Here is a 20,291-nt window from a genome sequence, read left to right on the forward strand (position 1 = left end):
AAGGAGAGACTATGAAAAAGCTGACGGTTTTTTTGAGCATACTCATTCTGATAGCCATAGCGGTTTTTGTTAGAATTAACTTATCTCCTAAGGACATCCATATTAGCGCTCAAGGTTTTAAATATAGATTAGGAAACGACAACACAGAGCCCGAAAAAGTTGTAAATGTAAATGTTGAGGGGAAATTGCACAAAAGCATTACCGGAAAAAGAACATTTAAAGGGATCATTAACATAGAGGGCGAGGATATACCTGTTCCCGCAGATCAGAGACAACTTAAGATGCCCATTTCAGAAGATGGTTGGGGCGTGATCAGCTATCCTTATTTTGAATACAAAAAAGCGAGTGATGGGACACCAGGAGCAGTAAACAATACACATATATATCAGTATGGCTCTCTATTCATAAATAGTGATTTCAGTAAGGTAACGATTTTGGTCTCGGATCAAAAAGAATCAGATGGTACGGGAGCGTCATCTTGGAGCGCCGAAGATGGTCAAATGATCACTGTACCGGCCAGCAGCAGGTCCGAAGCGATTCGCCTCTCAAATGAGCTGATGAGGGATTTTTTGAAGGGATTTGAATTGAAATGAGGAATTTCGCGATAAGAGCTTTCCTTGTCGGAACGGTTTTGGGTATCGTTACAGCCTTAACTGCCGGACTCTTGAGTCATTGGGAAATGGCCATTAAAATTACCGGGGGAATCGGAGTCGTGTCCTGGCTGTTAGCGGGATTATTATCTGGGGCGTTTATTAGCGGTGACCGGACAAGGGCCAACGAGAGCATCGAAACGGCAGAGGATAAAAGGTTTAGAAGTAAGTTTTCTTCCGTATTGTTTCTGTTTGGCCTGCCGTTTCTAACTGTCGCGTTACTCATTTATTTGGCTAACTTAAGAGGTTATCTGACCGCCGCATCATTCGTGCTTCTGGCATGACGGATTTGGCCCCTATCTTTCCAATACAGTTGTAAAGCGGACATGGCGCAGAAAATCGAGATGACAAAGAAAAGAAGAGACCAGGCTAAAGCCGGCATGATCGTGATGTGCGCCAGATTGGATGCATCCCCGGCTTGACTCGGATCCGTGAGGGATCGCAGCAACAGCGTGAACGGCCCCATTACCGATTCCTCCAGACACAGGAATGCCAGCAATAAATAATAGAAATTTAGAATCCGTCCTCCAAGAAGCAAAAACACAAAATTTACCACGATGAAAATGATCAGCCACCACAGCCCGTATCCCGACCGCACGAACAGGAGAATCATTGCCAGTGCAATGACACTAATGATCATAATCCCTGCCCGTTGTTGATGCTTGTAACGGACATAAAACAAGGCGATCGCAAACAAGGATGCTGAAATGTATCCGGCGAGTGACACGGCAACCTGGCTCCAGCCCGACGTGGCCAGCACGGAGTAAGTTACACCGCTGTGATCGGGATTCAACTCAATGCGCAGCACGCGGCCTGACATCAACAAGGTCATCACGGCATGACCGAGCTCATGGATCATCGTGTCCAGTATACGGAACCAGTCGGAAAATGGAATCAGCCTCGTAAGGATAGCGGCCCCCGCAAGAAACAGGAATGCCTTAAGCCATTTATTCATATTTAATCCCCTTTAAATCCATCTTCGATTACAACTCTTCTACAGCATAATATGAAATCTGGCTGGATGCCAGTCGTGAAAAAGGAATACAATTTGCCTTCAAAAAAGCGAACAAATTTTCGGTTCAATGATATAATGGAGTTGTGATGGAGGTCTGGAGTCATGAACGATAAAACGGACAAACACGACATTCATATAGAGCAGAGCGGACAACAGAATAGACGCGAGCAGCAGTTGAGGTTTGCCGAATTGGAACTCGGGGCGCCGGAACCGCAGGAGCGGGAGACCGTCAGCCGGGTCGTTACGCCGGATGGCTGGGAGCGGAGCCTGGATTGGCAGCAGGATTTTCGGTATGTTTCGCGCGAAGGGCAATTTGTTCAGAAAGCGCGGGAACTTGAATCACAAACTGAGGATCATGCAGAGTTCGTCCCTTTTCAAACTTACTGGCCGACCTATGATCAAATGCAGCCGGGACAGCTTAAATGGTATTTGTACTGGAGGGGAGAGGTCCGTTCGGAACGTTATCATGATACTGACCTATCTTATCTGTTTGTGTACTTGTATGAGCTGATTCACGGAATCGGCTGGAGCGAGCCCGTGCAGGGGGTCCAGTTGATGGACAGGGTATGGCACGCCTACCGGAAAAGGTATCCGAAGCTGGATCAATATGTACGGGAATGGAAGTATGATTTTGCGCTGGTATTCGGGTTGGATCTGCCGCCTTTCGAGCCGCTTGCAAAGCTTCCTAGAAGTCTGTCGCCCGAGCTTAGGGAGCTGGAATGGAAACGGAGATTTTCCGCCGAGCCGGTGGAATTGACTTGGGATTTGGTTTTGCAGCTGTGCGACTATGAAATTGAAAAAAGCCGTTATTACAATGAACAGGGTCGAAAGGACCTGAGGGAATATATCCCGAAAGTGATAGTGCTGGTAGATGGGTACCTGGCAAAGACTACGGGAAACAAGCTGATTAATCATTTTATGCCCCGTGAAAAGAAGGTTACCCGCTACTTGTTCCGCAGCGCCGTCTACGACTACGAGCAATACGGGCGCACAGCGACGGTTTCTATATTGGCGATTAGTGAGCATCTCCCGCTCCGCGCTTATTTGACACAACTGGTCAGGTTTACGGAAAACAAGCTGCGGGAGCTGTCCGGCTTTAAAGGGAAGCTGCGCGGGATCACCCTTGAAGCTGAGGTGGAGGAGCTTGTTTCCCGCTTTCTGCATAAGGAGTTTGAGCTCCGCAAAGCGGAAGAAGCCAAAGCCCGCGCTCCTAAAGTGAAGATCAACACCGCCAAGCTCCGCAAACTGCAGCATGAATCGGATGAAGTACGGGACATGCTGTTGACCGAACAGTTACCGGTGATTCCGGAGAATCAAGGTTCGTCGGTGGAGCATCCGGTTTCATCGGGTTTGCCGGCCATGGAGATATCCCTTGGCCACCTCGTTACGCAGGCCAAGCAGGAGCTAGGTTCATTGCGCAGCCGGAACCGGAATCGGAAAGATACCGACGGCCCCCAGCAGGCAGAGATGGATTTCGAACGCGGCTGGCAGACTTTTGAGGAAGAGTCGCCTGCAAACGTAGCGTTGGAAACAATGAAGAGTGAAGCACCGAAAGGTGATCAGCGTCCAGAATTGTCAGACGATGATAATTGTGCTGATGGGATGGAATTACCGGAGGAGTGGCGAGAGCTGTGGGGCCGATTGTCCGAGTCCCACAAGAAGATGCTGTCCGCATTGGTCAATGGCGATGGGGATGCGGTGCGATATGACATCGCCGAGCAAGCCGGTTCGATGCCTGAGCTGCTTCTTGATGAGATCAACGGACTGTCCATGGAGTGGATCGGCGATTTGCTGATCGACGGAGATGAGATTACGGAGGAGTACCGGCAGGAGCTCTCGGGTATGCTTGGGAGCCGCTGTTGATGTAAATATAGTGTTTAGATTTCAAGAGGTGATAACGAGATGAAACAGATGCAAATCCCTAAACGGCTGACTACGGCACTGGTGAATTCCTTGACGGCGGGAGTGGTGCCGCGGGTCGGACTGGAGCATATCGCGGTCGGAAGAAAAGCCGAGGTGGCGTCGATTCTCCAAGATATGGACAATATCGCAGAGGGCGGAGCGGCGTTTCGGCTGATTACCGGGCGGTACGGGAGCGGGAAAAGCTTTTTGCTGCAAATGATCCGTAATTATGCGATGGACCGGGAATTTGTGGTGGCGGATGCCGATTTGTCCCCCGAGCGAAGACTTGTTGGCACGAAAGGACAGGGGCTGGGCACATACCGGGAGCTGATGATGCATTTATCTACCCGGACAAGACCGGACGGCGGAGCCTTGGAGAGCATGCTGCAAAAATGGATTGCCGGACTCCAGCAGGAGCAAATGCAGGCCACCGGTCTGCGTCCGGGTGATCCGCAATTGTATGAAGCGGTGGAACTCCAAATCTATGCGGTCAGCAATGAATTACAGAGTCTGGTGCACGGGTTTGATTTTGCCAAGGTGCTGGCCGCATACTGGTCGGGCTACAAGCTGGGGGACGATGACCGGAAAGCGGCGGCGCTGCGCTGGCTGCGCGGGGAATTTCCGACCAAGACGGAGGCGCGCAAAGAGCTGGGGGTCGGCGTTATTATCGATGATGACAATTGGTACGACTACATGAAGCTGTGGTCCGAATTTGCAGTGCGCATCGGCTATAAGGGATTGCTGCTGTTTATCGACGAGGGCGTGAATTTGTACAAAATTACGAACAGCGTGTCCCGACAAAGCAATTACGAAAAGCTGCTGACGATGTTCAATGACACGATGCAGGGAAAAGCTCAATACCTGGGCATTTACCTGGGCGGAACACCACAGTTTGTGGAGGATGAACGCAGAGGCCTGTTCAGCTATGAGGCGCTTCGGTCGCGATTAATGGATGGCCGTTACAGCAGCGGTTCGCGGCGGACGTATACTTCGCCGATTCTGAGACTGGACATGCTGTCGCATGAGGAGATTCTGATCCTGCTGCAAAAGCTGCGCAATATTCATGCGATGCACTCCGGTTATGAGCCTCGCTTGAGCGATGGGCAGCTGATTGCTTTCATGCAGGCGGCGGTGGGCCGACTTGGAGCCGAGGAACTGCTGACAACCCGGGAAGTAGTCCGGGATTTCATGGATGTGCTGCATATGCTGCACCAACATAAAGAACTGACTTTTGAGGAACTGATGGGCGAGCGTGAGCAAGAATATTTGGCATCCGGCTCTTCCGGTAATTCCGGCAGCAAAGACGAACTCGATGACTTTTTGGCGGAGTTTGACCTATGAGCGGATCCGATCGGCATTACGATAACCGAGGCCGAGGCCAAGGGGCGGATCGGGGGCAACAGGGGAATCCTTTTGCCCGGCTGGCCCCGTTCATTCAGGAATACATTTACCGCAAGAAATGGGACACCCTCCGCGAAGCCCAGGTTGAAGCGTGCAGAGTGTTGTTCGATACGCAGCATCATCTGCTGATCGCATCTGGGACGGCATCGGGAAAGACGGAGGCGGCTTTCTTTCCGGCGCTTACCGAGCTGTATCATCGACCATCGGAATCGGTGGGCATCCTTTATATCGGACCGCTGAAGGCGCTGATCAATGATCAATTCGAGCGGATTAGCGAACTGCTAAGGGAAGGGGAAGTGCCTGTCTGGCATTGGCATGGAGACGTATCCCAAGCGGAGAAAACGAAGCTCATGCAACGGCCTTGCGGTGTGCTGCAAATTACTCCCGAGTCGCTGGAGGGGCTGCTCATGAACCGGCCGAATGCGATTCCTGCGCTGTTTCATGATCTGCGGTATATTATGATCGATGAGGTGCATGCTTTCATGGGTGCGGACCGGGGCATTCAGGTACTGAGCCAGTTGACCCGGCTGGAGCGGATGGCCTCTTGTACACCGCAGCGGATAGGGCTGTCGGCCACGCTTAGCGATTATGATACCGCCGCCCGCTGGCTTGGGGCCGGAACCCCGCAACCGGTGGAGGTGGTATCGCCGCAGGGCGGACGGAAGCTGAAGCTGTCGGTTGAGCATTTCTCGTTCCCGGATGCCCGGGATGAACGGGAGGCTGAGCATCTGGAACTCGCGAAGCAGAATTATTACAATTTCATCTATGACCATACCCACCGAAAAAAAGCGCTCGTCTTCACCAACAGCCGCTCGGACGCCGAGCTCACCACGCTCGAGATGCGCCGAATTGCCGCGAAGCGGGAGGAGCGCGATGTGTTCCATGTGCATCACGGAAGCATTTCCGCGATGCTGCGGGAGGAGACCGAGGCCGCGCTGAAGTCCGGCTCGGGTCCTGCAGTGGCCGCCGCTACAGTGACGCTGGAGCTCGGCATCGACCTCGGCGAGCTGGAGCGGGTCATCCAGCTCGGAGCGCCGTACAGCTGCTCCAGCTTTGTGCAGCGGCTCGGCCGTTCCGGACGCCGGGGCGATGCGGCGTCGGAGATGATGTTCCTCTGTGCGGAGGAAGAGGACGAGGAGGCGCAGTTGCCCGCGCGGATGCCGTGGACGCTGCTGCGGGCGATCGCCGTGATCGAGCTGTACGTCCGCGAGCGCTGGGTGGAGCCGCTAGATCTGCGGCGGAAGCCGGTCGGGGTGCTCTATCATCAGACGATGAGCACTCTGAAGAGCATCGGCGAAGCCGAGCCCGCCGAGTTGGCGCGGGCGGTCCTGACGCTGCCGGCTTTTCGCGGCATTGAGCCGGACGAATATAAGAAGCTGCTGCAATATTTGCTGCAGACCGACCATATCCAGCAGACGGAGGAAGGTTCGCTGATCATCGGGCTTGGCGGGGAAAAGGTGGTGAACAACTACCGATTCTATGCCGTGTTCAAGGATGATGAGGAACATGTGGTGTATAACGGTTCGGAGGAGATCGGAAGCATTACCACCGTACCGCCGCCGGGCTACTGCTTCTCGCTTGCCGGCAAGCTCTGGAAGGTCGAGGAAGTGGACGGCAAGCATAAGGCGGTCTACGTGAAATCTTCCAAGGGCAAGGTAGACACCCTTTGGCTAGGAGCCGGCGGCGACGTTCATACCAGGGTAATGCAAAAAATGCGCCAGGTGTTAGAGGAACAAACGCTGTATCCCTATCTGGCGCCCGGAGCGGTAAACCGTCTGGAGCGGGCGCGCAGGCTGGCCCGGGAAAGCGGGTTATTGCGCAGTCCGGTGATTCCGGCGGGCGGAAATTCGCTGTTCATTTTACCGTGGGCGGGAAGCAAGCAGTTCCGTACGCTGGAGCGTTTGCTGAAGCATAATCTTACGGAACCGATGGGACTGCGACAAGTCGTCCCGATGGAACCGTATTATATGGTCGTTGCCGGAACAGCTGACGCAGAAAGTCTGCTGGCCAGCATCCGGGACGAGCTGTCCGGGGCACATGACCCTGAAGCTTTGCTCGATGCAGCGGAGGCTCCATATCTCGGCAAGTATGACGAGTATGTGCCGCCCGAGCTGGTTCGGCGCGCTTTTGCCGTGGATGGTCTGGATGTGAAAGGACTGGCCGAAGTACTTCGAAAACAATCGGGCGAAAGACCGGTAATCGCAGAGAGAAACGGGCTGGTAACCCGACAACAGAAAGGTGATCAGGATGGCTTCAAAAATTAAAATGATGTCCCCGCAGCTCCCTGCGGATTTATATGAGGTTGATTTGGAAACATTGCTTGAGGACGCGGATCATGAGCTGGTAAACAGTATGATGAACGGTGCCCAGTATGAACATGAAGTTATGGAGAAATGCATTTTGTCCAAGGTGCTGCTTCGCGGCTGTTCCTTCTCGCATACCACCTTTGATCGGATGGATATGACCGATACGGTGCTGGAAAATTGCGATTTCTCCAATGCCGTACTGCAAAGGGGCATTATTCACCGCGTTCATTTCAAGGATTGTAAACTGACCGGGGTGAATCTGTCCAAGGCTAACCTGGGGTTCGTGACCTTCGAGAATTGCTTGATGAATCTGAGTGATCTGGTGGAGGGTTCTTTGAAGCAAGTGAGGTTTAGTGGTTGTTCCCTGCAAAATGCTAATTTTTACGGATGTAAGTTTAAGGATGTCGAGCTGCAGGAATGCGATCTAAATGAGGCGGATTTTACGGACACTTCGCTTAAAGGTATGGATATCAGCACCTGTACTTTTGATCGGGTCGATATTCCCGTCTCCGCGTTGCCGGGATGCACCGTGTCTCCCGAGCAGGCGACCGGCTTTGCCAAGCTTCTTGGATTGAAGGTAAAGGAATAACAGGAATGAAAAGGTCAGAATATTTAAAACACCGGGATTTCCCGGTGTTTTTTTGTTTTCCCTTTTGCGTATGATTACACCCAATTAACGATGGAATACATTATTGTTTATCCGAGATCCGGGTCATAAAATGAATTTGAATTTTTTAACAAAGGACAAATTCATTTCTTATGGGGGGATTGGTTTGAAAAGGTGGACGGTTTACGTTCTTACGGGTTTATTGCTTATTTTGGGAGTCGGGTTGTTTATGAATCGACAGATTGACAAGAGAATAAACACGCCTGATACAAGTTTGGAGCAACCCATGATCGGCAGCACTACAAACGTAAATAAGGATGTTTCAATGAAGGCGGTCCTAAGCCACGAGCAACGAGAAGTCAGATATCTGTCGCCTGTGTTCCATGTAAACACGAAGAGCAATATCGTCTATGCGAGCAAGAAGAATGAAGCACAGAACGAAGAAACGCTGAGTCTGGATTTGTACGAGCCGATAGGCGATAACAATAAGCAAAGGCCGGTTTTTATTTTTATTCATGGAGGCGGATACAAGGAGGGGAGCAAGGAGGATGCGGTGGATATATCCAACAAATTGGCGGAACGCGGGTATGTTGTATTATCCATGAATTACAGATTAAAGACCGATCCGTTCTTGAATTTTGAGCTAACCCTTTCCGACGCCTACGAGGATATTGCCGATGTGATCGGGTGGATTTATGACCATGCGGAAATGTACGGACTGGATTCCAAAAAAATAGTGATCGGCGGGGACTCAGCCGGAGGCTACCTGGCGATGAATTTTACCAATGAGTATTTGCGTAGCGACCCTTCCCTCGTTAAATCGGTATTTGCCGTTGTGGATATTTACGGCGGTTTGCTCGGGAATACCGTTCATGAGAATATGCCCCCCATCCTGATTATACATGGAACGATCGATGCGATGATCCCTTACCGGCAAAGCCTGGATTTAAAAGACGCATTGGAACAACAAGGGATTTATCATGATCTGTTCACGATAGAGGGAGCCGGTCATGATTACAAGAACGCAAAATACATCGATGATGTCGTTGAGACGATTACGCATTTTTTGTGGAACGTGATGAATGGGCCCAAGAGCGGTGAACTTCCGGCGAACGCGGGGCTAACCGCCGCTTCTGGTGATCCCGTGAGCATAAAGCTGCCGGAAAGCTTTATCCGTAATTCAAGCGTAGGAATTCTTCGGATTATTGTACCGGAGGGTTGGGAGCTTGCGGAGAATGATGTGGGTGAAAATGTTACACTCCTAGTTCCTGCCGGTTTAACACCCGGGAATTACACCGTATTCGCAAGTATGGAACCGGATGATCAGAAGACCGCTTCGGTTCCGGGATACGTCTCCCATGTTAAAGTTTTGAGCCCGCTGCAAGAGAGCTTCGAAACGTATTTTGATGACACCGACCAAAAAGCAAAAACGCTGATATCCATAACGAACCAATCAAAGCATATTTTCAATGGTTCTCTTCAAGTTACTTACGAAACGAAGCAAGGGAATCAGACCTTCACTAACGAGTTAAAACAACTGGAGCCGGGGGAAAGTACCGCAATCACGATTCCGGAATTGATTAACGGGAAGTCAATGGGGCGGGGATATGATGCTTCGGGAAAACTGCTGCATAGCGACGAGGACGTTTTCCATGCGTTGCAAATTGACAAGCCACAAAGCAATATCCAAATTGATGGGGACCTTAAGGAATGGAGTAGTCAGGCCAGTTTCGAAGTAGAAGACGTTAAAATGAAGGATTGGCGTGGGAGAGACGATGCCGGCGCGACAGGTTTTTTAAGCTGGGATTCCGCCAATCTATATATTGCCCTGGAAGTTACCGACGATGAGCATTTCCAAACGTCAAGCGGGAGCGAGATTTGGAGCGGGGACGGAGTACAGTTCGCGATTGGCCTAGCGGATGAGAATGGCGGCAACCCGTCCGAATACCACGAATTGGGTATGGCTATGGACGACAAGGGACGATTGATCAAGTGGCGCTGGATAACACCGCAAGGTTTTAATATCGATGATTTTTTTGAGACGGAGCTTGCTATCACCAGAAAGGAACAAACAACGGTTTATGAAGCCGCTATTCCATGGAACGAGCTGACGCTGGACACAACGTTGGTAAAACCGGGGCTGAAGCTCAAATTTTCATTGCTGGTAAACGACAATGATGGAGAAGGACGTAAAGGATGGCTGGAATTCAATAGCGGTATCGGCACGGCTAAAGATATCAACGCCTTCGGCGATATTTACCTGACGGATTGACAACAGACTTGCTAGCAGGCATGAACAAACTCCCCATTTAGTAACAGGTTGTATGATTTAACTTGTCTACTAATTGGGGAGTATTTTTGTTGTTGGAGTGAATAATCCGTGCTTCCAGATTTATGGAATTGAGTTATAATCAAGGTTAAATGATGAGATCCAAAAATATCCACGAAAATCTGCTATCCTATCATAAATATTGAATTCTAATCGATTCAAGTCTGGAGGGGAGTTATGAATACTAATACTAAATCTAGTTTAATTTTAGGAGTTTCGATCATTATAGGATTCATTCTTTTGGGGCTTATGCAAGGATTGTTTCGTGAGGAAGGAACCGTAATTACCGAAAAAGTTAGTAGTCATGAAGGAAGATATGAATTTATAAGGGCAAATGATAGTAATGTGATCATCTTTGACAAAGAAACGGGAGAGTATTGGAGAAAGTTTATCCCTGTTTCTGAGGGACCGACGGATTGGACGAAAGAAGAATCACCCGTGACATCATCCAAATAATCTAAACGAATCAAAGAAGGGAGCATGCAATGCTGACAAGAATGAAGCAAGAGCTTTTACAAAGTGAAAACCTTAGCTGGTTGTGCATCGAACCCATGTTACTTGCAGTTCGAGGGAAGAGTCCTGGTGCGAAAGTGGAAATGTTCAATCAATTAAACGAAGGACAGCAAGCTTTGTATTTATTTTATGCCTTCCATAATCATGCCAATACGATGGCTGAATTTTATTGGTTTACGACCTATTTTATAGGTGACCTAAAGGCTTGGACAGGTTTAAAGACAGGAATACTTTTCTTTCGGGGAAATGAATTAATAAAGGTATTGGAACAAATGGAAAACGTGATACATCACAAGAACAAATTAGCGGATGGCAGCTGGAGAGAGGCATCACCGGCAGATCTTGAACGGGATACGGAATTAAATGACTGCATACAGCCGATTTTCAAAGAGTACCAAATAATCGCCCGAAAATTTATTGAGAGTACGAATAAGTACATTAAAGACAATAAGCACGAGTTTTTAGAAATCGAAATTATATAACGAATCAGTCAATATAGGCGTTTAACGTAATACATATGTCGTTAGGGGGAAACAAGATTGTCTTATACAATTAGACCTTTATCTCAAAATGATATCCCTTTTATGTGGGAAATGCTGTATGAATCCTTATTTGTTCCGGAAGGCCAACAACCTTTTAATAAAGAGATCTTAAAGGATCCCCTCATTTCCAAGTATGTTGAAGGCTGGGGGCGGGAAGGAGATTTTGGATTTATCGCGACTAATAAGGACGGTAAGCCGATGGGGTCCATCACAGCCCGTAGCTTCAATGAACGTAATAAAGGATTTGGATATATAGATGCGGATGTACCGGAGTTAGGAATGGCACTGCTGGAGGATTACAGAGGTAAAGGAATAGGTAAAGCATTACTGGAACATTTATTTAATGAAGCGAAGCAGAGGGGAATAAAGAGACTATCCTTAAGTGTCGATCCCGGCAATGTGGCCGCTGTGAAACTGTACCAACGATTTGGATTTGAAGATGTAGGAATGGTTGGAACATCCATAACTATGGTGGCGCGCGTAAAATAATGGTGGTTGCAAACGAAACTAGAAAAGGGCTGGTCATAGGATGATGTTAATCGGAATGGTTATCGGAGCCATTATTTTATTTCTAACCTTTTATATTGTAGGTCCATATGGAGCGGGCATCTTCCTTATTGTCTTATTCGGACTGGTATTCAGCACGTATCAGAAAAATAAAGAGATCTATGAAGACGTGAAGATGATAAGAGAAAAACTGGGACTCTTGCGCGAAGAGGAGCAATTTCAACAAGAAATCGAAATGAATCAAAAAGAATACGATAACAACAAAGACGAACCCAAATTTATTTCTAAATTAGATGAAGAGATCGAGGAAGAATTAGAAAAGTATATGAAAGACAATAAAGAGTAGGAATGGTGAGGCGAGGACAATATGAATATCACTACAGTTTCTAAGAACGGTGTGGAAATAGCCTCAGTTCATAGCGATGAAATATTAATTAGCGATGTTCAATCTGCTTTGGATCTTATAGCGACGGTAAGCTATGAAGTTGGATGCCATCGAATTATTTTACAGAAGTCTGTCGTTAGTGAGGAGTTCTTTGATTTGAAAACGCGACTTGCCGGAGATATCATTCAGAAGTTCATTAACTATCAGGCTAAAATTGTCATTGTTGGTGACTTCTCCGTGTATTCAAGCAAGAGTCTTAGGGATTTCATATACGAGAGCAATAAAGGAAAAGATTTATTCTTCTTACCCAATGAAGAGCAGGCTATCGACAAATTGAGCTTAGTTTAGTTGAAGTTATCATCTTATCGCTCAAGGCGGGGAAGAGAGTGGATACCCATGACCAAAAAAATAGTATTAGCCGGCGGCACCGGGTTTGTCGGAAAATATCTCGAAGAAAAGTTTCAGAATGCCGGGTACGAAGTGATCCTCATTTCAAGGAAAGAAAGTCATGTTTCTTGGAATAATCAAGCGGGAATTTTAGAGGCAATCGATAATTCGGAAATGTTAATCAATCTTGCGGGAAAATCCGTGAACTGCCGTTATAATGCGAAGAACAAGGAAGAGATTTTTAATTCCAGAACAGAGACAACCCGAATACTCGGAGACGCCGTCCTGGAGTGTAAGAATCCGCCTTCCCTTTGGATTAATTCAAGTACGGCAACTATTTATAGACATGCTGAAGATAGACCCATGACCGAAGAAGGCGGGGACATCGGATCCGGTTTTTCGGTTGACGTGGCCAAAGAATGGGAGAAGTCTTTCTTTGCTTTTACGTTGCCAAAGACAAGGAAGGTCGCTCTAAGGATGGCTATTGTATTAGGGAAGGACGGGGGTGTCATTCCTACCTACAAGAACTTAGTCAGATTTGGACTCGGAGGAATTCAAGGTTCAGGGAATCAAAAATTCAGTTGGATTCATATAGAAGATCTATATCAGATTATCCTCTATCTTAGAGAGAAGGAAGAGCTGAACGGGGTCTTTAATTGTTCTTCACCTAATCCGGTAACCAATCGTGAGTTAATGAATCATTTGCGAAAAGCATTGAATACAAAAATCGGATTGCCATCACCAAAATGGATGCTTGAAATGGGAGCTATCTTAATTAATACAGAAACTGAATTAATTTTAAAGAGCCGTTGGGTCATTCCGGAACGCTTAGAAAAAGCAGGTTATAAATTTAAATATAGCAGCCTTGATGAGGCGCTCCGGCAAATATTTACGAAATAAAGAAACTATGGGGGCGGCGAGTATGAAGTTTGTAATTATTTTTGGGCCGCAGGCCGTGGGGAAAATGACGGTTGGACAAAGCTTGGCGGCAATGACCGGCTTTAAGCTTTTTCATAACCATATGTCCATTGATTTTGTATCGCAGTTTTTTGATTACGGCACGCCTGCCGGCAAACGATTAGTAGGCATGATTCGCCATGGAATTTTTGAAGAGGTATCCAAAAGCGATTTGGATGGCCTTATATTTACTTATGTTTGGGCATTTGATCTTCAAGAGGATTGGAATTATGTCGAACAAATCTCGGAGATCTTTGAAGCTAAAGGCGGGACCGTCTATTTGGTAGAGCTCGAAGCCGACTATGAAGAACGTTTACGGAGGAACAAAACAGAAAACCGACTGCAAAACAAACCAACCAAGAGAGACACCGAAAAATCGGAAAGAGATCTGATTCACTCATATGAAAAACACCGATTGAACTCTGTTGCGGGTGAAATCAAGAGTGAAAATTACTTGAAAATAAATAATACAAGCTTGGAACCCGAGATGACTGCTAAAATGATAAAAGAATATTTTAACTTTTGAATGAGCTTATGGAAATTGAATGATGATTAATTACCTGATAACCATCTTTATTTTAACGATGATTATACATACAGGTGAAACACTATCCTATTCGTTAAGATTTGCGGGTGTAAAAATAAATAAAATTGCTGTTGCGCTATCCTTGACGGGAATTATTGTACTTGTATCGAGAACAGCTAACTTGATTCAAGCGCCGTTGACTGCAAAGTTTATAGATTTTGCAAAAAAGGACCCTGCTTTTAATGTTTTGGGGTATATGAGAATAATATTGATTTCCTCATCGATAGGAACGCTTATCGCAATGATTTTATTTCCGACATTTGTTGTCTTATGGGGCAGAGTGATTGCAAAGCTGGAGATTGCGGGCTCATTGCCAAGACTTATTTCGAGTGTGACTATTGGGCAATTAAGAAATACTCGGTATTATTTAAGAAAACCCACATTTCGACTACATCAATTCAGATATTTAGGGATCTCTAAGAGATTTATTATTCTAAATATCCTGGTCACTGCAATTTATACAGTCGGAGTATTGTCCTCACTTTATGCAGCCCATCTGGTGCCTGAATTAAGTACAACTGCCTCTCAGTCTTCGGGTCTGATTAACGGAATTGCGACCATTTTGCTGACTATATTTATCGATCCTCAAGTTGGTTTAATAACGGACCGGGCCATTCATAATGAGGCATACAGAGATCGGTTAGGCAAAATCTATATTCTATTAATGGGATCGCGTTTGTTGGGTACAGTGCTTGCACAATTAATCATCTTACCGGCTGCTTATTTCATTGCTTTTGTAATAAAGCTCCTGTGACTGACAGATGAGAGATTTTTATGCGTGCATGATGGGGAGGAGGCGTAAGGCGATGATCATAGTGATTTGTATTCTTCTCGCATTTTTTCACCTTATATTGAGAATCTGTATTGTGGATAAGGAGCAAAAAGAACTTCCCGAAGAGGGGAAAGAGCTCAGTATCTGGAGTAAACTAATCTTTGCTCTCATAGGAATCGTTGCTTTTATCATTATTCTTATCGCAGACGGTTCGGACGGTATGGCCATGAAATGGTTCTGGATGATACTTGTCGTTGTGGCGTTAGGTCTTCAGGCATTTATCGATTGGAAGTATATAAGAGCATCGAGGCAGCATATCGTCTCGGTCATTGTGCTGGTTCTTGGCGTTATCATGTTTTATTTTTGGATTTAACAATGCGACCTTATTAAGGAGGGATAATCATGGTTATCGAAGAGGTTTACGGAAATCTTCCCATATTGGAAACGGAAAGACTGATATTGCGCAAGCTTAGACCGGAAGATGAGGATGCTGTGTTTGAATATTGTTCCGATGCGGAAATTTCGAAATACACGGTATGGAGCTCTCATCAATCTATAGAAGATACAAGAGGTTTTTTGAATTTTGTATTTGATAAATATCAACAAAATACGGTCGCACCATGGGGAGTGGAGGATAAGGCGTCGGGCCGGATCATTGGGACAACCGTGTTATATTACATGGGATACCCATAATTCAAAGGCGGAAATCGGTTATGCTTTAGCGCGGACACATTGGGGAAAAGGGTATATGTCGGAGGCGGTAAAAAGCGTAATCGACTTCGGATTTGATGTGATGAAACTGGTCCGGATCGAGGCAAGATGCCACCCAAACAATACCGGATCGAGCAGAGTTATGGAGAAGTCCGGTATGACATTCGAAGGAATATTGCGGAAGCATATTTTGGTTAAGGGAGTCCACGAAGACGTTAAGATGTATTCTATTCTCTCCGAGGAGTGATTACATGGCTTTTAAAGCCGTATTTCTAGACTTCTACGGTACACTGGTTCATGAAGACGAGGAGATTATCCCGCTCATTTGCGATGAAATCAGAGCAAGCAGTTCTGTTTCCTGCGAAAACGGACATATTGGCGGGTATTGGTGGCAGCGGTTTTCGAGTATTTTCAGGCAGAGCTATGGGGATTCATTCCTTCCTCAGCGGGAAATCGGGATTCGATCCTTAACTGATACAATCAACAACTTTCAGGCGAATGGGGTGGCCGAACAGCTCATCCAGAAGCAGTTTGACCATTGGATCAAGCCGGAGATTTACGAAGATACAATACCGTTTTTGCAATTCCTTCAGGAGACCCCGGTGTATATTCTTTCTAATATTGATACCGAGGACATTAAGGAGGCCATCGCCTACCTTGAGCTTCGGGTGACCGGGGTCATTACAAGTGAAGACGTGAGAGCATATAAGCCCAGACCGGAGTTGTTTGAGGAAGGCTTGCGAAGAAGCGGGTTAAGCGCGCAGGATGTTATACATATCGGAGACTCACTATCAAGCGATGTGGAAGGGGCTCAGAAGCTTGGCATTGCGACAGTATGGCTTAACCGGTTAAACAAGCGGATACCGGAGAATATCATTCCGGATTTTATTTGCAAAGATTTGAATGAAGTAAGAAACCGGGTGTTTCAGGAATTTAGCCCTCCTTACTAAAGTTAAGAGGTGTCTTATGTCGTATCATATCAGAGTCAGGCCGACCGCTTTAATTATCGAAAATGACCAGGTTTTGCTTATTGAATACTGCGATAAACACGGAGTACATTATAACCTCCCCGGCGGCGGGGCGGAGCCCGGCGAGACTCTTGTCGACGGCGTGCTGAGAGAGTTATATGAAGAGACGATGGCGGAAGCCGAAGTCGGTCCTTTGGCATTCGTGTACGAGTTTGCGCCCCATAAACAATCCGGTGACTATCAATCGGAGATTCACACTTTAAATATAGTGTTTGAGTGTTTTCTTAAGGAGGGTTCCACTCCCAAGCTTCCCGATACACCGGACCCCGATCAGACGGCGGTAAAATGGATTCCTATAGCCGACTTGAACTCCATCATTCTATACCCCAACATTAAAGATCACATCAAACGCTATATCCAGGAACGAAAAAATATAGAGATCATCGAGGACTATAAGTTAGAAAGTTATACAAAGAGGTAAAGATCGGAGGAATTGTCTTGCTAAGAAATGACGATATTTATGAATATATATCGACGCCTTATGATCTGCTCGTTTCGAAGGAGGATTATGAGGGGAACATTCCCGCTGCCTTGTTCCAAATCGCCGATTTTAAACAAAAAGATGTTGCCGATCTTGGAGCGGGAACAGGCAGATTAACCCAAATGGTGGCTGCGGAGGCCAGGAGCATCGTGGCGGTTGATTTCGCGGCGGATATGCTTAAGGTTGCCGCTAATAAATTGACAGAAACGGGATTGAAGAATTGGAAGACATGTGTTTCAGACTTGAGGCATATTCCCTCCCTTGAGGATGAGAGTGTAGACATCGTGTTGGCAGGCTGGAGTGTCTGCTACCTTAGCAGCTCTGACCACCAAGAATGGGAACTTCATTTAGAACAAGTCATCACGGAGATGGGACGGATTTTAAGACCTCAGGGAACAATCATCATTCTGGAAACCTTGGGGACAGGCAACACGGAGCCGGTTCCGCCGGGTTTTTTGAGAAAATACTTTGAGGCACTGGAACAGAAGTATGGATTTAACGCGAAAGTCATAAGAACCGATTATGCATTTGATTCAGTCGAGCAAGCGGAGCAGTTATGCCGTGATTTTTTCGGGGATGAGTTGGGTGATGTAATCAGGGAAGAGAAGACGAATATCGTTCCCGAGTGTACAGGAATTTGGTGGCGGACGGGTTTAAAGGCTGACGCTGGCAACGGTTCCGAAGAAACCTAATATTAACTTTCAATAATACAGCTTATAGAAACGCAAAAATCGGACCGCCTAGAGCGCAAGTGGAGGACATCATGGAATCAAACAAAAAGAACAAGCAAGCATGGGATACGGGGGCTTTCGAGGCATGGATCAAGAGATTCGGAACTCCGGGTGAAGCCGCTCAAAAACTGCAGACCAACCCGCAAAAGAAAATCGGCGAAATCTATCCCTATTTTGGAGAGGTAGCCGGCAAGAAAATGATCAATTTACTAGGTTCCAATGGAATGAAGGCCGTTGCCCTATCGATGCTTGGCGCAAACGTCACGGTTGTGGATTTTTCGGCCGACAACGAAAAATATGCGAAGGAATTGGCGGAAGCGGCTGGCACTCAAATCCGCTATATCCAATCCGATGTATTGCAGTTGCCGCAGAATGAACTTACGTCAGAATATGATGTCGTGTTCATGGAAAAGGGAGTTCTCCACTATTTCCTGGACCTTCAGCCGCTGTTCGAGGTGGTTGCCAAGCTCTTAAAACCGGGAGGTCGTTTTGTATTACAGGATTTCCACCCGGTAACGACGAAGTTGATCTCATCCAGAGGAACTACCGCCAACATTAGAAAACATAAAGTAACCGGTAATTACTTTGACGATTCGGTCGTCGAACGTGAGGTAGCCTATTCGAAATATAGTGATGAGGATTCCGCCAAGAAGGTTTACCAGAGATATTGGACTTTGGGGGAAGTCATTACTTCGATTGCCACTACGGGGCTATTTATAAAGGAATTAAGGGAGCTGCCCAACCTGTCTTCGGAAGTGTTCGATGCCGGCATCCCCAAGAGTTTTATTGTTGTTGCAGAAAAGCTTTAAGGATTTGAAGGAGCCAGGTATGGATAACAAGCATTTTAGAATTGAATGTAAGGACATCGTATTAATCGAGTTCAGAGCCGAGGATTTTGAAGAAATGCAGCGTCTGACCTGGCAGCCGGAAATCTATGAATTTTTACCTGATTGGAATGTTGCCCCGGAACAACGGCAGGAATGGCTGATTAACTATGAAATTCCTGAGAACCAACGTTTTTTGGAATCGGTGGCTAACGGGGGACGGATCGGTGATTTGCGCCTTCGCCTGGGTATTATTTTAAAAGAGACAGGGGAATTCATCGGTTGGTGCTGTACCGGCCCTAAAGACGAATTGCCTGAGCCGAACAGAGAGATTATGTATGCGATATCGAAGGACTACCGCGGCAAGGGTTACACGACGCAAGCGGCCCAAGGACTCATCCGGTATTTATTCGAGAATACGGAAGTCGAGGTACTGAATGCTTTGGCGCTCACCGAAAATCTTCCTTCCAACAAGGTGATCTTGAAATGCGGATTTAAGCAGATCGACGATATTATAATCGACGAGGAGCAGTACCATTTATACAAACTTCACAAAAGCGACTGGGTAAGCAGAATGCAGAAGAAAGAAGTCAGCTTTACATAAAATCGCTAGGAGGTATGCCTGCTTTGGAGAGAAGGATCGTAAAAAGCGGAATTTATAGTTTTATACTCGGCCTGTTAATCGGAATCGTTTTTTTGAAAGATACTGAAGTGATCCGTTACGACGGGTCTACGGTCAAAGAAATCGTTCAGCTTCCATTAAGAGTGTACCTGTTTAAGCTGCTTCGGTTTTCGTCCGTTTTATCGCTGGTTTCTATGGCGGTTGCCTGGATATCGAGTTACTTTGTGATTACCGGAGAAAAGACGAAGTTTAGCGTTCTTGTGAAAAGTTACTTTAAAGCTTTGATTCTTGGCTTGCTGATTGTCCTTATAGCTGTCTTTATTCAATCTTTGCTGTATCGCAATTGATTGAACGATACGACTCTCATTAGGAGTGATCATGTTAATGAAAGAAATTGAAGCATTGTTTCAAGAATTGTTCCCTGAACGCATGAACAGTAAAACATTGCGATTAAAAAGGGCTTTACAGGAGCATTTGCTTAAATCGATCAAAGAGCTGTCCAAGCAAGGAATCTCCCGGGACAAGGCACTGGAAAAGACTTTGGAGAAGCTCGGAGGCATAGATAAAGTTAAGAAACAAATCAAGAAATCTAACCGAAAATGGCCTCTACTTACGTCCCCTTACGCAGTGATTACGATTTCCTTGCTGCTGGGTTATCCGCTGGCGCTCTGGATCATCTTCGGAATATTTGATATCTCTAACTTTTCTTTAATCCTCTTGCTTCCCATGCTAATCGGCGTAGGCATGTTTATGTCTAAAGTGTACGTTGCGGTGTTCGAGATCCAATCAAACCGGTTTGGCACGTCTCTTGAGCTTAATAACGCGTCTGTATTGGCTGGCGCCGGTTTAAAGTATAAGGAACCGGGGATAAAGGATGATCAAAGATGATAAAGCATGATGGTTCACTGGGCAACGTTTGTCTTATTATTAATTAAAAGAATTCGTGAGAAACCGCCTGTGGCGGGAAGGCCGCAGCCTTTCCTCTGGCCGAGGCGGTTTTTTTCGTTGGTTTCTTTTAACAAAAAAATCTCTTGA

Annotated in this window: 26 protein-coding genes; 25 read left to right on the forward strand and 1 reads right to left on the reverse strand. The window is 46.7% G+C overall.

Annotation, left to right across the window (positions count from 1 at the left end):
* Nucleotides 1-11: 11 nt before the first annotated feature.
* Both KB559_RS08205 and KB559_RS08210 read left to right on the forward strand, forming a co-directional pair.
* Nucleotides 12-593 (forward strand): hypothetical protein, encoded by a 582-nt coding sequence (locus tag KB559_RS08205; protein ID WP_211021235.1) that lies wholly within the window; start codon nt 12-14, stop codon nt 591-593.
* Between the two features lie 71 nt (nt 594-664).
* Nucleotides 665-934, forward strand: a complete 270-nt coding sequence (locus KB559_RS08210; RefSeq protein ID WP_211021236.1) for a DUF5316 domain-containing protein — start codon at nt 665-667, stop codon at nt 932-934.
* Here KB559_RS08210 and KB559_RS08215 read toward each other — a convergent pair.
* Nucleotides 898-1,605 (reverse strand): M50 family metallopeptidase, encoded by a 708-nt coding sequence (locus KB559_RS08215; RefSeq protein WP_211021237.1) that lies wholly within the window; start codon nt 1,603-1,605, stop codon nt 898-900. The two genes, KB559_RS08210 and KB559_RS08215, sit on opposite strands and share 37 nt — an antisense overlap.
* A 162-nt stretch (nt 1,606-1,767) precedes the next feature.
* On the opposite strand from KB559_RS08215, the gene KB559_RS08220 reads away from it, so the two are divergent.
* The 23 genes from KB559_RS08220 to KB559_RS08325 all read left to right on the forward strand — a co-directional run bounded on the left by KB559_RS08220 (nt 1,768) and on the right by KB559_RS08325 (nt 20,144).
* Nucleotides 1,768-3,528: a TerB N-terminal domain-containing protein gene (locus KB559_RS08220; RefSeq protein ID WP_211021238.1), complete on the forward strand. Its 1,761-nt coding sequence runs from the start codon at nt 1,768-1,770 to the stop codon at nt 3,526-3,528.
* Between the two features lie 39 nt (nt 3,529-3,567).
* On the forward strand, nt 3,568-4,908 hold the full coding sequence (locus KB559_RS08225; protein ID WP_211021239.1) for an ATP-binding protein: 1,341 nt from the start codon (nt 3,568-3,570) through the stop codon (nt 4,906-4,908).
* Nucleotides 4,905-7,232: a DEAD/DEAH box helicase gene (locus KB559_RS08230; RefSeq protein ID WP_247681662.1), complete on the forward strand. Its 2,328-nt coding sequence runs from the start codon at nt 4,905-4,907 to the stop codon at nt 7,230-7,232. The genes KB559_RS08225 and KB559_RS08230 overlap by 4 nt, the downstream gene beginning before the upstream one ends.
* Nucleotides 7,216-7,863 (forward strand): pentapeptide repeat-containing protein, encoded by a 648-nt coding sequence (locus KB559_RS08235; protein WP_211021240.1) that lies wholly within the window; start codon nt 7,216-7,218, stop codon nt 7,861-7,863. The genes KB559_RS08230 and KB559_RS08235 overlap by 17 nt, the downstream gene beginning before the upstream one ends.
* A gap of 247 nt (nt 7,864-8,110) precedes the next feature.
* A complete protein-coding gene (locus KB559_RS08240) occupies nt 8,111-10,153 on the forward strand; it encodes a carboxylesterase family protein (RefSeq protein WP_211021241.1) in 2,043 nt (680 codons plus the stop codon).
* 234 nt (nt 10,154-10,387) lie between these two features.
* The gene (locus KB559_RS08245) at nt 10,388-10,666 is read left to right on the forward strand and encodes a hypothetical protein (protein WP_211021242.1); all 279 of its coding nucleotides are present in this window, start codon (nt 10,388-10,390) and stop codon (nt 10,664-10,666) included.
* A gap of 41 nt (nt 10,667-10,707) precedes the next feature.
* Nucleotides 10,708-11,205: a hypothetical protein gene (locus tag KB559_RS08250; RefSeq protein ID WP_211021243.1), complete on the forward strand. Its 498-nt coding sequence runs from the start codon at nt 10,708-10,710 to the stop codon at nt 11,203-11,205.
* A gap of 57 nt (nt 11,206-11,262) precedes the next feature.
* Nucleotides 11,263-11,754, forward strand: coding sequence for a GNAT family N-acetyltransferase (locus KB559_RS08255; protein WP_247681663.1), 492 nt, complete (start codon nt 11,263-11,265; stop codon nt 11,752-11,754).
* 55 nt (nt 11,755-11,809) lie between these two features.
* Nucleotides 11,810-12,118 (forward strand): hypothetical protein, encoded by a 309-nt coding sequence (locus tag KB559_RS08260; RefSeq protein WP_211021244.1) that lies wholly within the window; start codon nt 11,810-11,812, stop codon nt 12,116-12,118.
* Nucleotides 12,119-12,139: 21 nt separating this feature from the next.
* Nucleotides 12,140-12,505, forward strand: a complete 366-nt coding sequence (locus tag KB559_RS08265; protein WP_211021245.1) for a DUF4180 domain-containing protein — start codon at nt 12,140-12,142, stop codon at nt 12,503-12,505.
* 48 nt (nt 12,506-12,553) lie between these two features.
* On the forward strand, nt 12,554-13,444 hold the full coding sequence (locus tag KB559_RS08270) for a TIGR01777 family oxidoreductase (protein WP_211021246.1): 891 nt from the start codon (nt 12,554-12,556) through the stop codon (nt 13,442-13,444).
* 22 nt (nt 13,445-13,466) lie between these two features.
* Nucleotides 13,467-14,027 (forward strand): DEAD/DEAH box helicase family protein, encoded by a 561-nt coding sequence (locus tag KB559_RS08275; protein WP_211021247.1) that lies wholly within the window; start codon nt 13,467-13,469, stop codon nt 14,025-14,027.
* A 22-nt stretch (nt 14,028-14,049) separates the two neighbouring features.
* Nucleotides 14,050-14,841 carry a lipid II flippase Amj family protein gene (locus tag KB559_RS08280; RefSeq protein ID WP_211021248.1) on the forward strand — a complete coding sequence of 264 codons (792 nt, stop codon included), beginning with the start codon at nt 14,050-14,052 and terminating at the stop codon, nt 14,839-14,841.
* A 52-nt stretch (nt 14,842-14,893) separates the two neighbouring features.
* Entirely contained in the window at nt 14,894-15,232 is a 339-nt protein-coding gene (locus tag KB559_RS08285) for a DUF4181 domain-containing protein (RefSeq protein WP_211021249.1), read from the forward strand.
* 29 nt (nt 15,233-15,261) lie between these two features.
* Nucleotides 15,262-15,552, forward strand: coding sequence for a GNAT family N-acetyltransferase (locus KB559_RS25360; RefSeq protein ID WP_282103132.1), 291 nt, complete (start codon nt 15,262-15,264; stop codon nt 15,550-15,552).
* On the forward strand, nt 15,515-15,817 hold the full coding sequence (locus KB559_RS25365) for a GNAT family N-acetyltransferase (RefSeq protein ID WP_282103133.1): 303 nt from the start codon (nt 15,515-15,517) through the stop codon (nt 15,815-15,817). Before KB559_RS25360 ends, KB559_RS25365 begins: the two co-directional genes overlap by 38 nt.
* Nucleotides 15,818-15,821: 4 nt before the next feature.
* Nucleotides 15,822-16,520 (forward strand): HAD family hydrolase, encoded by a 699-nt coding sequence (locus KB559_RS08295; protein ID WP_211021250.1) that lies wholly within the window; start codon nt 15,822-15,824, stop codon nt 16,518-16,520.
* Nucleotides 16,521-16,536: 16 nt separating this feature from the next.
* Nucleotides 16,537-17,019: an NUDIX domain-containing protein gene (locus tag KB559_RS08300; protein WP_211021251.1), complete on the forward strand. Its 483-nt coding sequence runs from the start codon at nt 16,537-16,539 to the stop codon at nt 17,017-17,019.
* A 17-nt stretch (nt 17,020-17,036) separates the two neighbouring features.
* Complete coding sequence (locus KB559_RS08305) at nt 17,037-17,771, forward strand: class I SAM-dependent methyltransferase (RefSeq protein ID WP_211021252.1); 735 nt, start codon at nt 17,037-17,039, stop codon at nt 17,769-17,771.
* Nucleotides 17,772-17,842: 71 nt separating this feature from the next.
* A complete protein-coding gene (locus tag KB559_RS08310; RefSeq protein ID WP_211021253.1) occupies nt 17,843-18,619 on the forward strand; it encodes a class I SAM-dependent methyltransferase in 777 nt (258 codons plus the stop codon).
* A gap of 19 nt (nt 18,620-18,638) precedes the next feature.
* Entirely contained in the window at nt 18,639-19,238 is a 600-nt protein-coding gene (locus tag KB559_RS08315; RefSeq protein WP_211021254.1) for a GNAT family N-acetyltransferase, read from the forward strand.
* A gap of 23 nt (nt 19,239-19,261) precedes the next feature.
* Nucleotides 19,262-19,603 carry a hypothetical protein gene (locus tag KB559_RS08320; RefSeq protein ID WP_211021255.1) on the forward strand — a complete coding sequence of 114 codons (342 nt, stop codon included), beginning with the start codon at nt 19,262-19,264 and terminating at the stop codon, nt 19,601-19,603.
* 37 nt (nt 19,604-19,640) lie between these two features.
* The gene (locus KB559_RS08325) at nt 19,641-20,144 is read left to right on the forward strand and encodes a hypothetical protein (RefSeq protein WP_211021256.1); all 504 of its coding nucleotides are present in this window, start codon (nt 19,641-19,643) and stop codon (nt 20,142-20,144) included.
* The last annotated feature ends 147 nt before the right edge of the window (nt 20,145-20,291 follow it).

It is taken from the genome of Paenibacillus sp. Marseille-P2973 (genome assembly GCF_018101095.1).
GTDB lineage: Bacteria > Bacillota > Bacilli > Paenibacillales > Paenibacillaceae > Fontibacillus > Fontibacillus vini.

Bases quoted from the DNA above. Each gene is read 5' to 3' on its own strand.
- KB559_RS08285 (WP_211021249.1), top strand. From the start codon at position 14,894: ATGATCATAGTGATTTGTATTCTTCTCGCATTTTTTCACCTTATATTG.
- KB559_RS08275 (WP_211021247.1), top strand. From the start codon at position 13,467: ATGAAGTTTGTAATTATTTTTGGGCCGCAGGCCGTGGGGAAAATGACG.
- KB559_RS08280 (WP_211021248.1), top strand. From the start codon at position 14,050: ATGATTAATTACCTGATAACCATCTTTATTTTAACGATGATTATACAT.
- KB559_RS08250 (WP_211021243.1), top strand. From the start codon at position 10,708: ATGAAGCAAGAGCTTTTACAAAGTGAAAACCTTAGCTGGTTGTGCATC.
- KB559_RS08295 (WP_211021250.1), top strand. From the start codon at position 15,822: ATGGCTTTTAAAGCCGTATTTCTAGACTTCTACGGTACACTGGTTCAT.
- KB559_RS08315 (WP_211021254.1), top strand. From the start codon at position 18,639: ATGGATAACAAGCATTTTAGAATTGAATGTAAGGACATCGTATTAATC.
- KB559_RS08225 (WP_211021239.1), top strand. From the start codon at position 3,568: ATGAAACAGATGCAAATCCCTAAACGGCTGACTACGGCACTGGTGAAT.
- KB559_RS08260 (WP_211021244.1), top strand. From the start codon at position 11,810: ATGGTTATCGGAGCCATTATTTTATTTCTAACCTTTTATATTGTAGGT.
- KB559_RS08325 (WP_211021256.1), top strand. From the start codon at position 19,641: ATGAAAGAAATTGAAGCATTGTTTCAAGAATTGTTCCCTGAACGCATG.
- KB559_RS25360 (WP_282103132.1), top strand. From the start codon at position 15,262: ATGGTTATCGAAGAGGTTTACGGAAATCTTCCCATATTGGAAACGGAA.
- KB559_RS08245 (WP_211021242.1), top strand. From the start codon at position 10,388: ATGAATACTAATACTAAATCTAGTTTAATTTTAGGAGTTTCGATCATT.
- KB559_RS08265 (WP_211021245.1), top strand. From the start codon at position 12,140: ATGAATATCACTACAGTTTCTAAGAACGGTGTGGAAATAGCCTCAGTT.
- KB559_RS08235 (WP_211021240.1), top strand. From the start codon at position 7,216: ATGGCTTCAAAAATTAAAATGATGTCCCCGCAGCTCCCTGCGGATTTA.
- KB559_RS08300 (WP_211021251.1), top strand. From the start codon at position 16,537: ATGTCGTATCATATCAGAGTCAGGCCGACCGCTTTAATTATCGAAAAT.
- KB559_RS08215 (WP_211021237.1), bottom strand. From the start codon at position 1,605: ATGAATAAATGGCTTAAGGCATTCCTGTTTCTTGCGGGGGCCGCTATC.
- KB559_RS08270 (WP_211021246.1), top strand. From the start codon at position 12,554: ATGACCAAAAAAATAGTATTAGCCGGCGGCACCGGGTTTGTCGGAAAA.
- KB559_RS08230 (WP_247681662.1), top strand. From the start codon at position 4,905: ATGAGCGGATCCGATCGGCATTACGATAACCGAGGCCGAGGCCAAGGG.
- KB559_RS08205 (WP_211021235.1), top strand. From the start codon at position 12: ATGAAAAAGCTGACGGTTTTTTTGAGCATACTCATTCTGATAGCCATA.
- KB559_RS08240 (WP_211021241.1), top strand. From the start codon at position 8,111: ATGAATCGACAGATTGACAAGAGAATAAACACGCCTGATACAAGTTTG.
- KB559_RS08310 (WP_211021253.1), top strand. From the start codon at position 17,843: ATGGAATCAAACAAAAAGAACAAGCAAGCATGGGATACGGGGGCTTTC.
- KB559_RS08220 (WP_211021238.1), top strand. From the start codon at position 1,768: ATGAACGATAAAACGGACAAACACGACATTCATATAGAGCAGAGCGGA.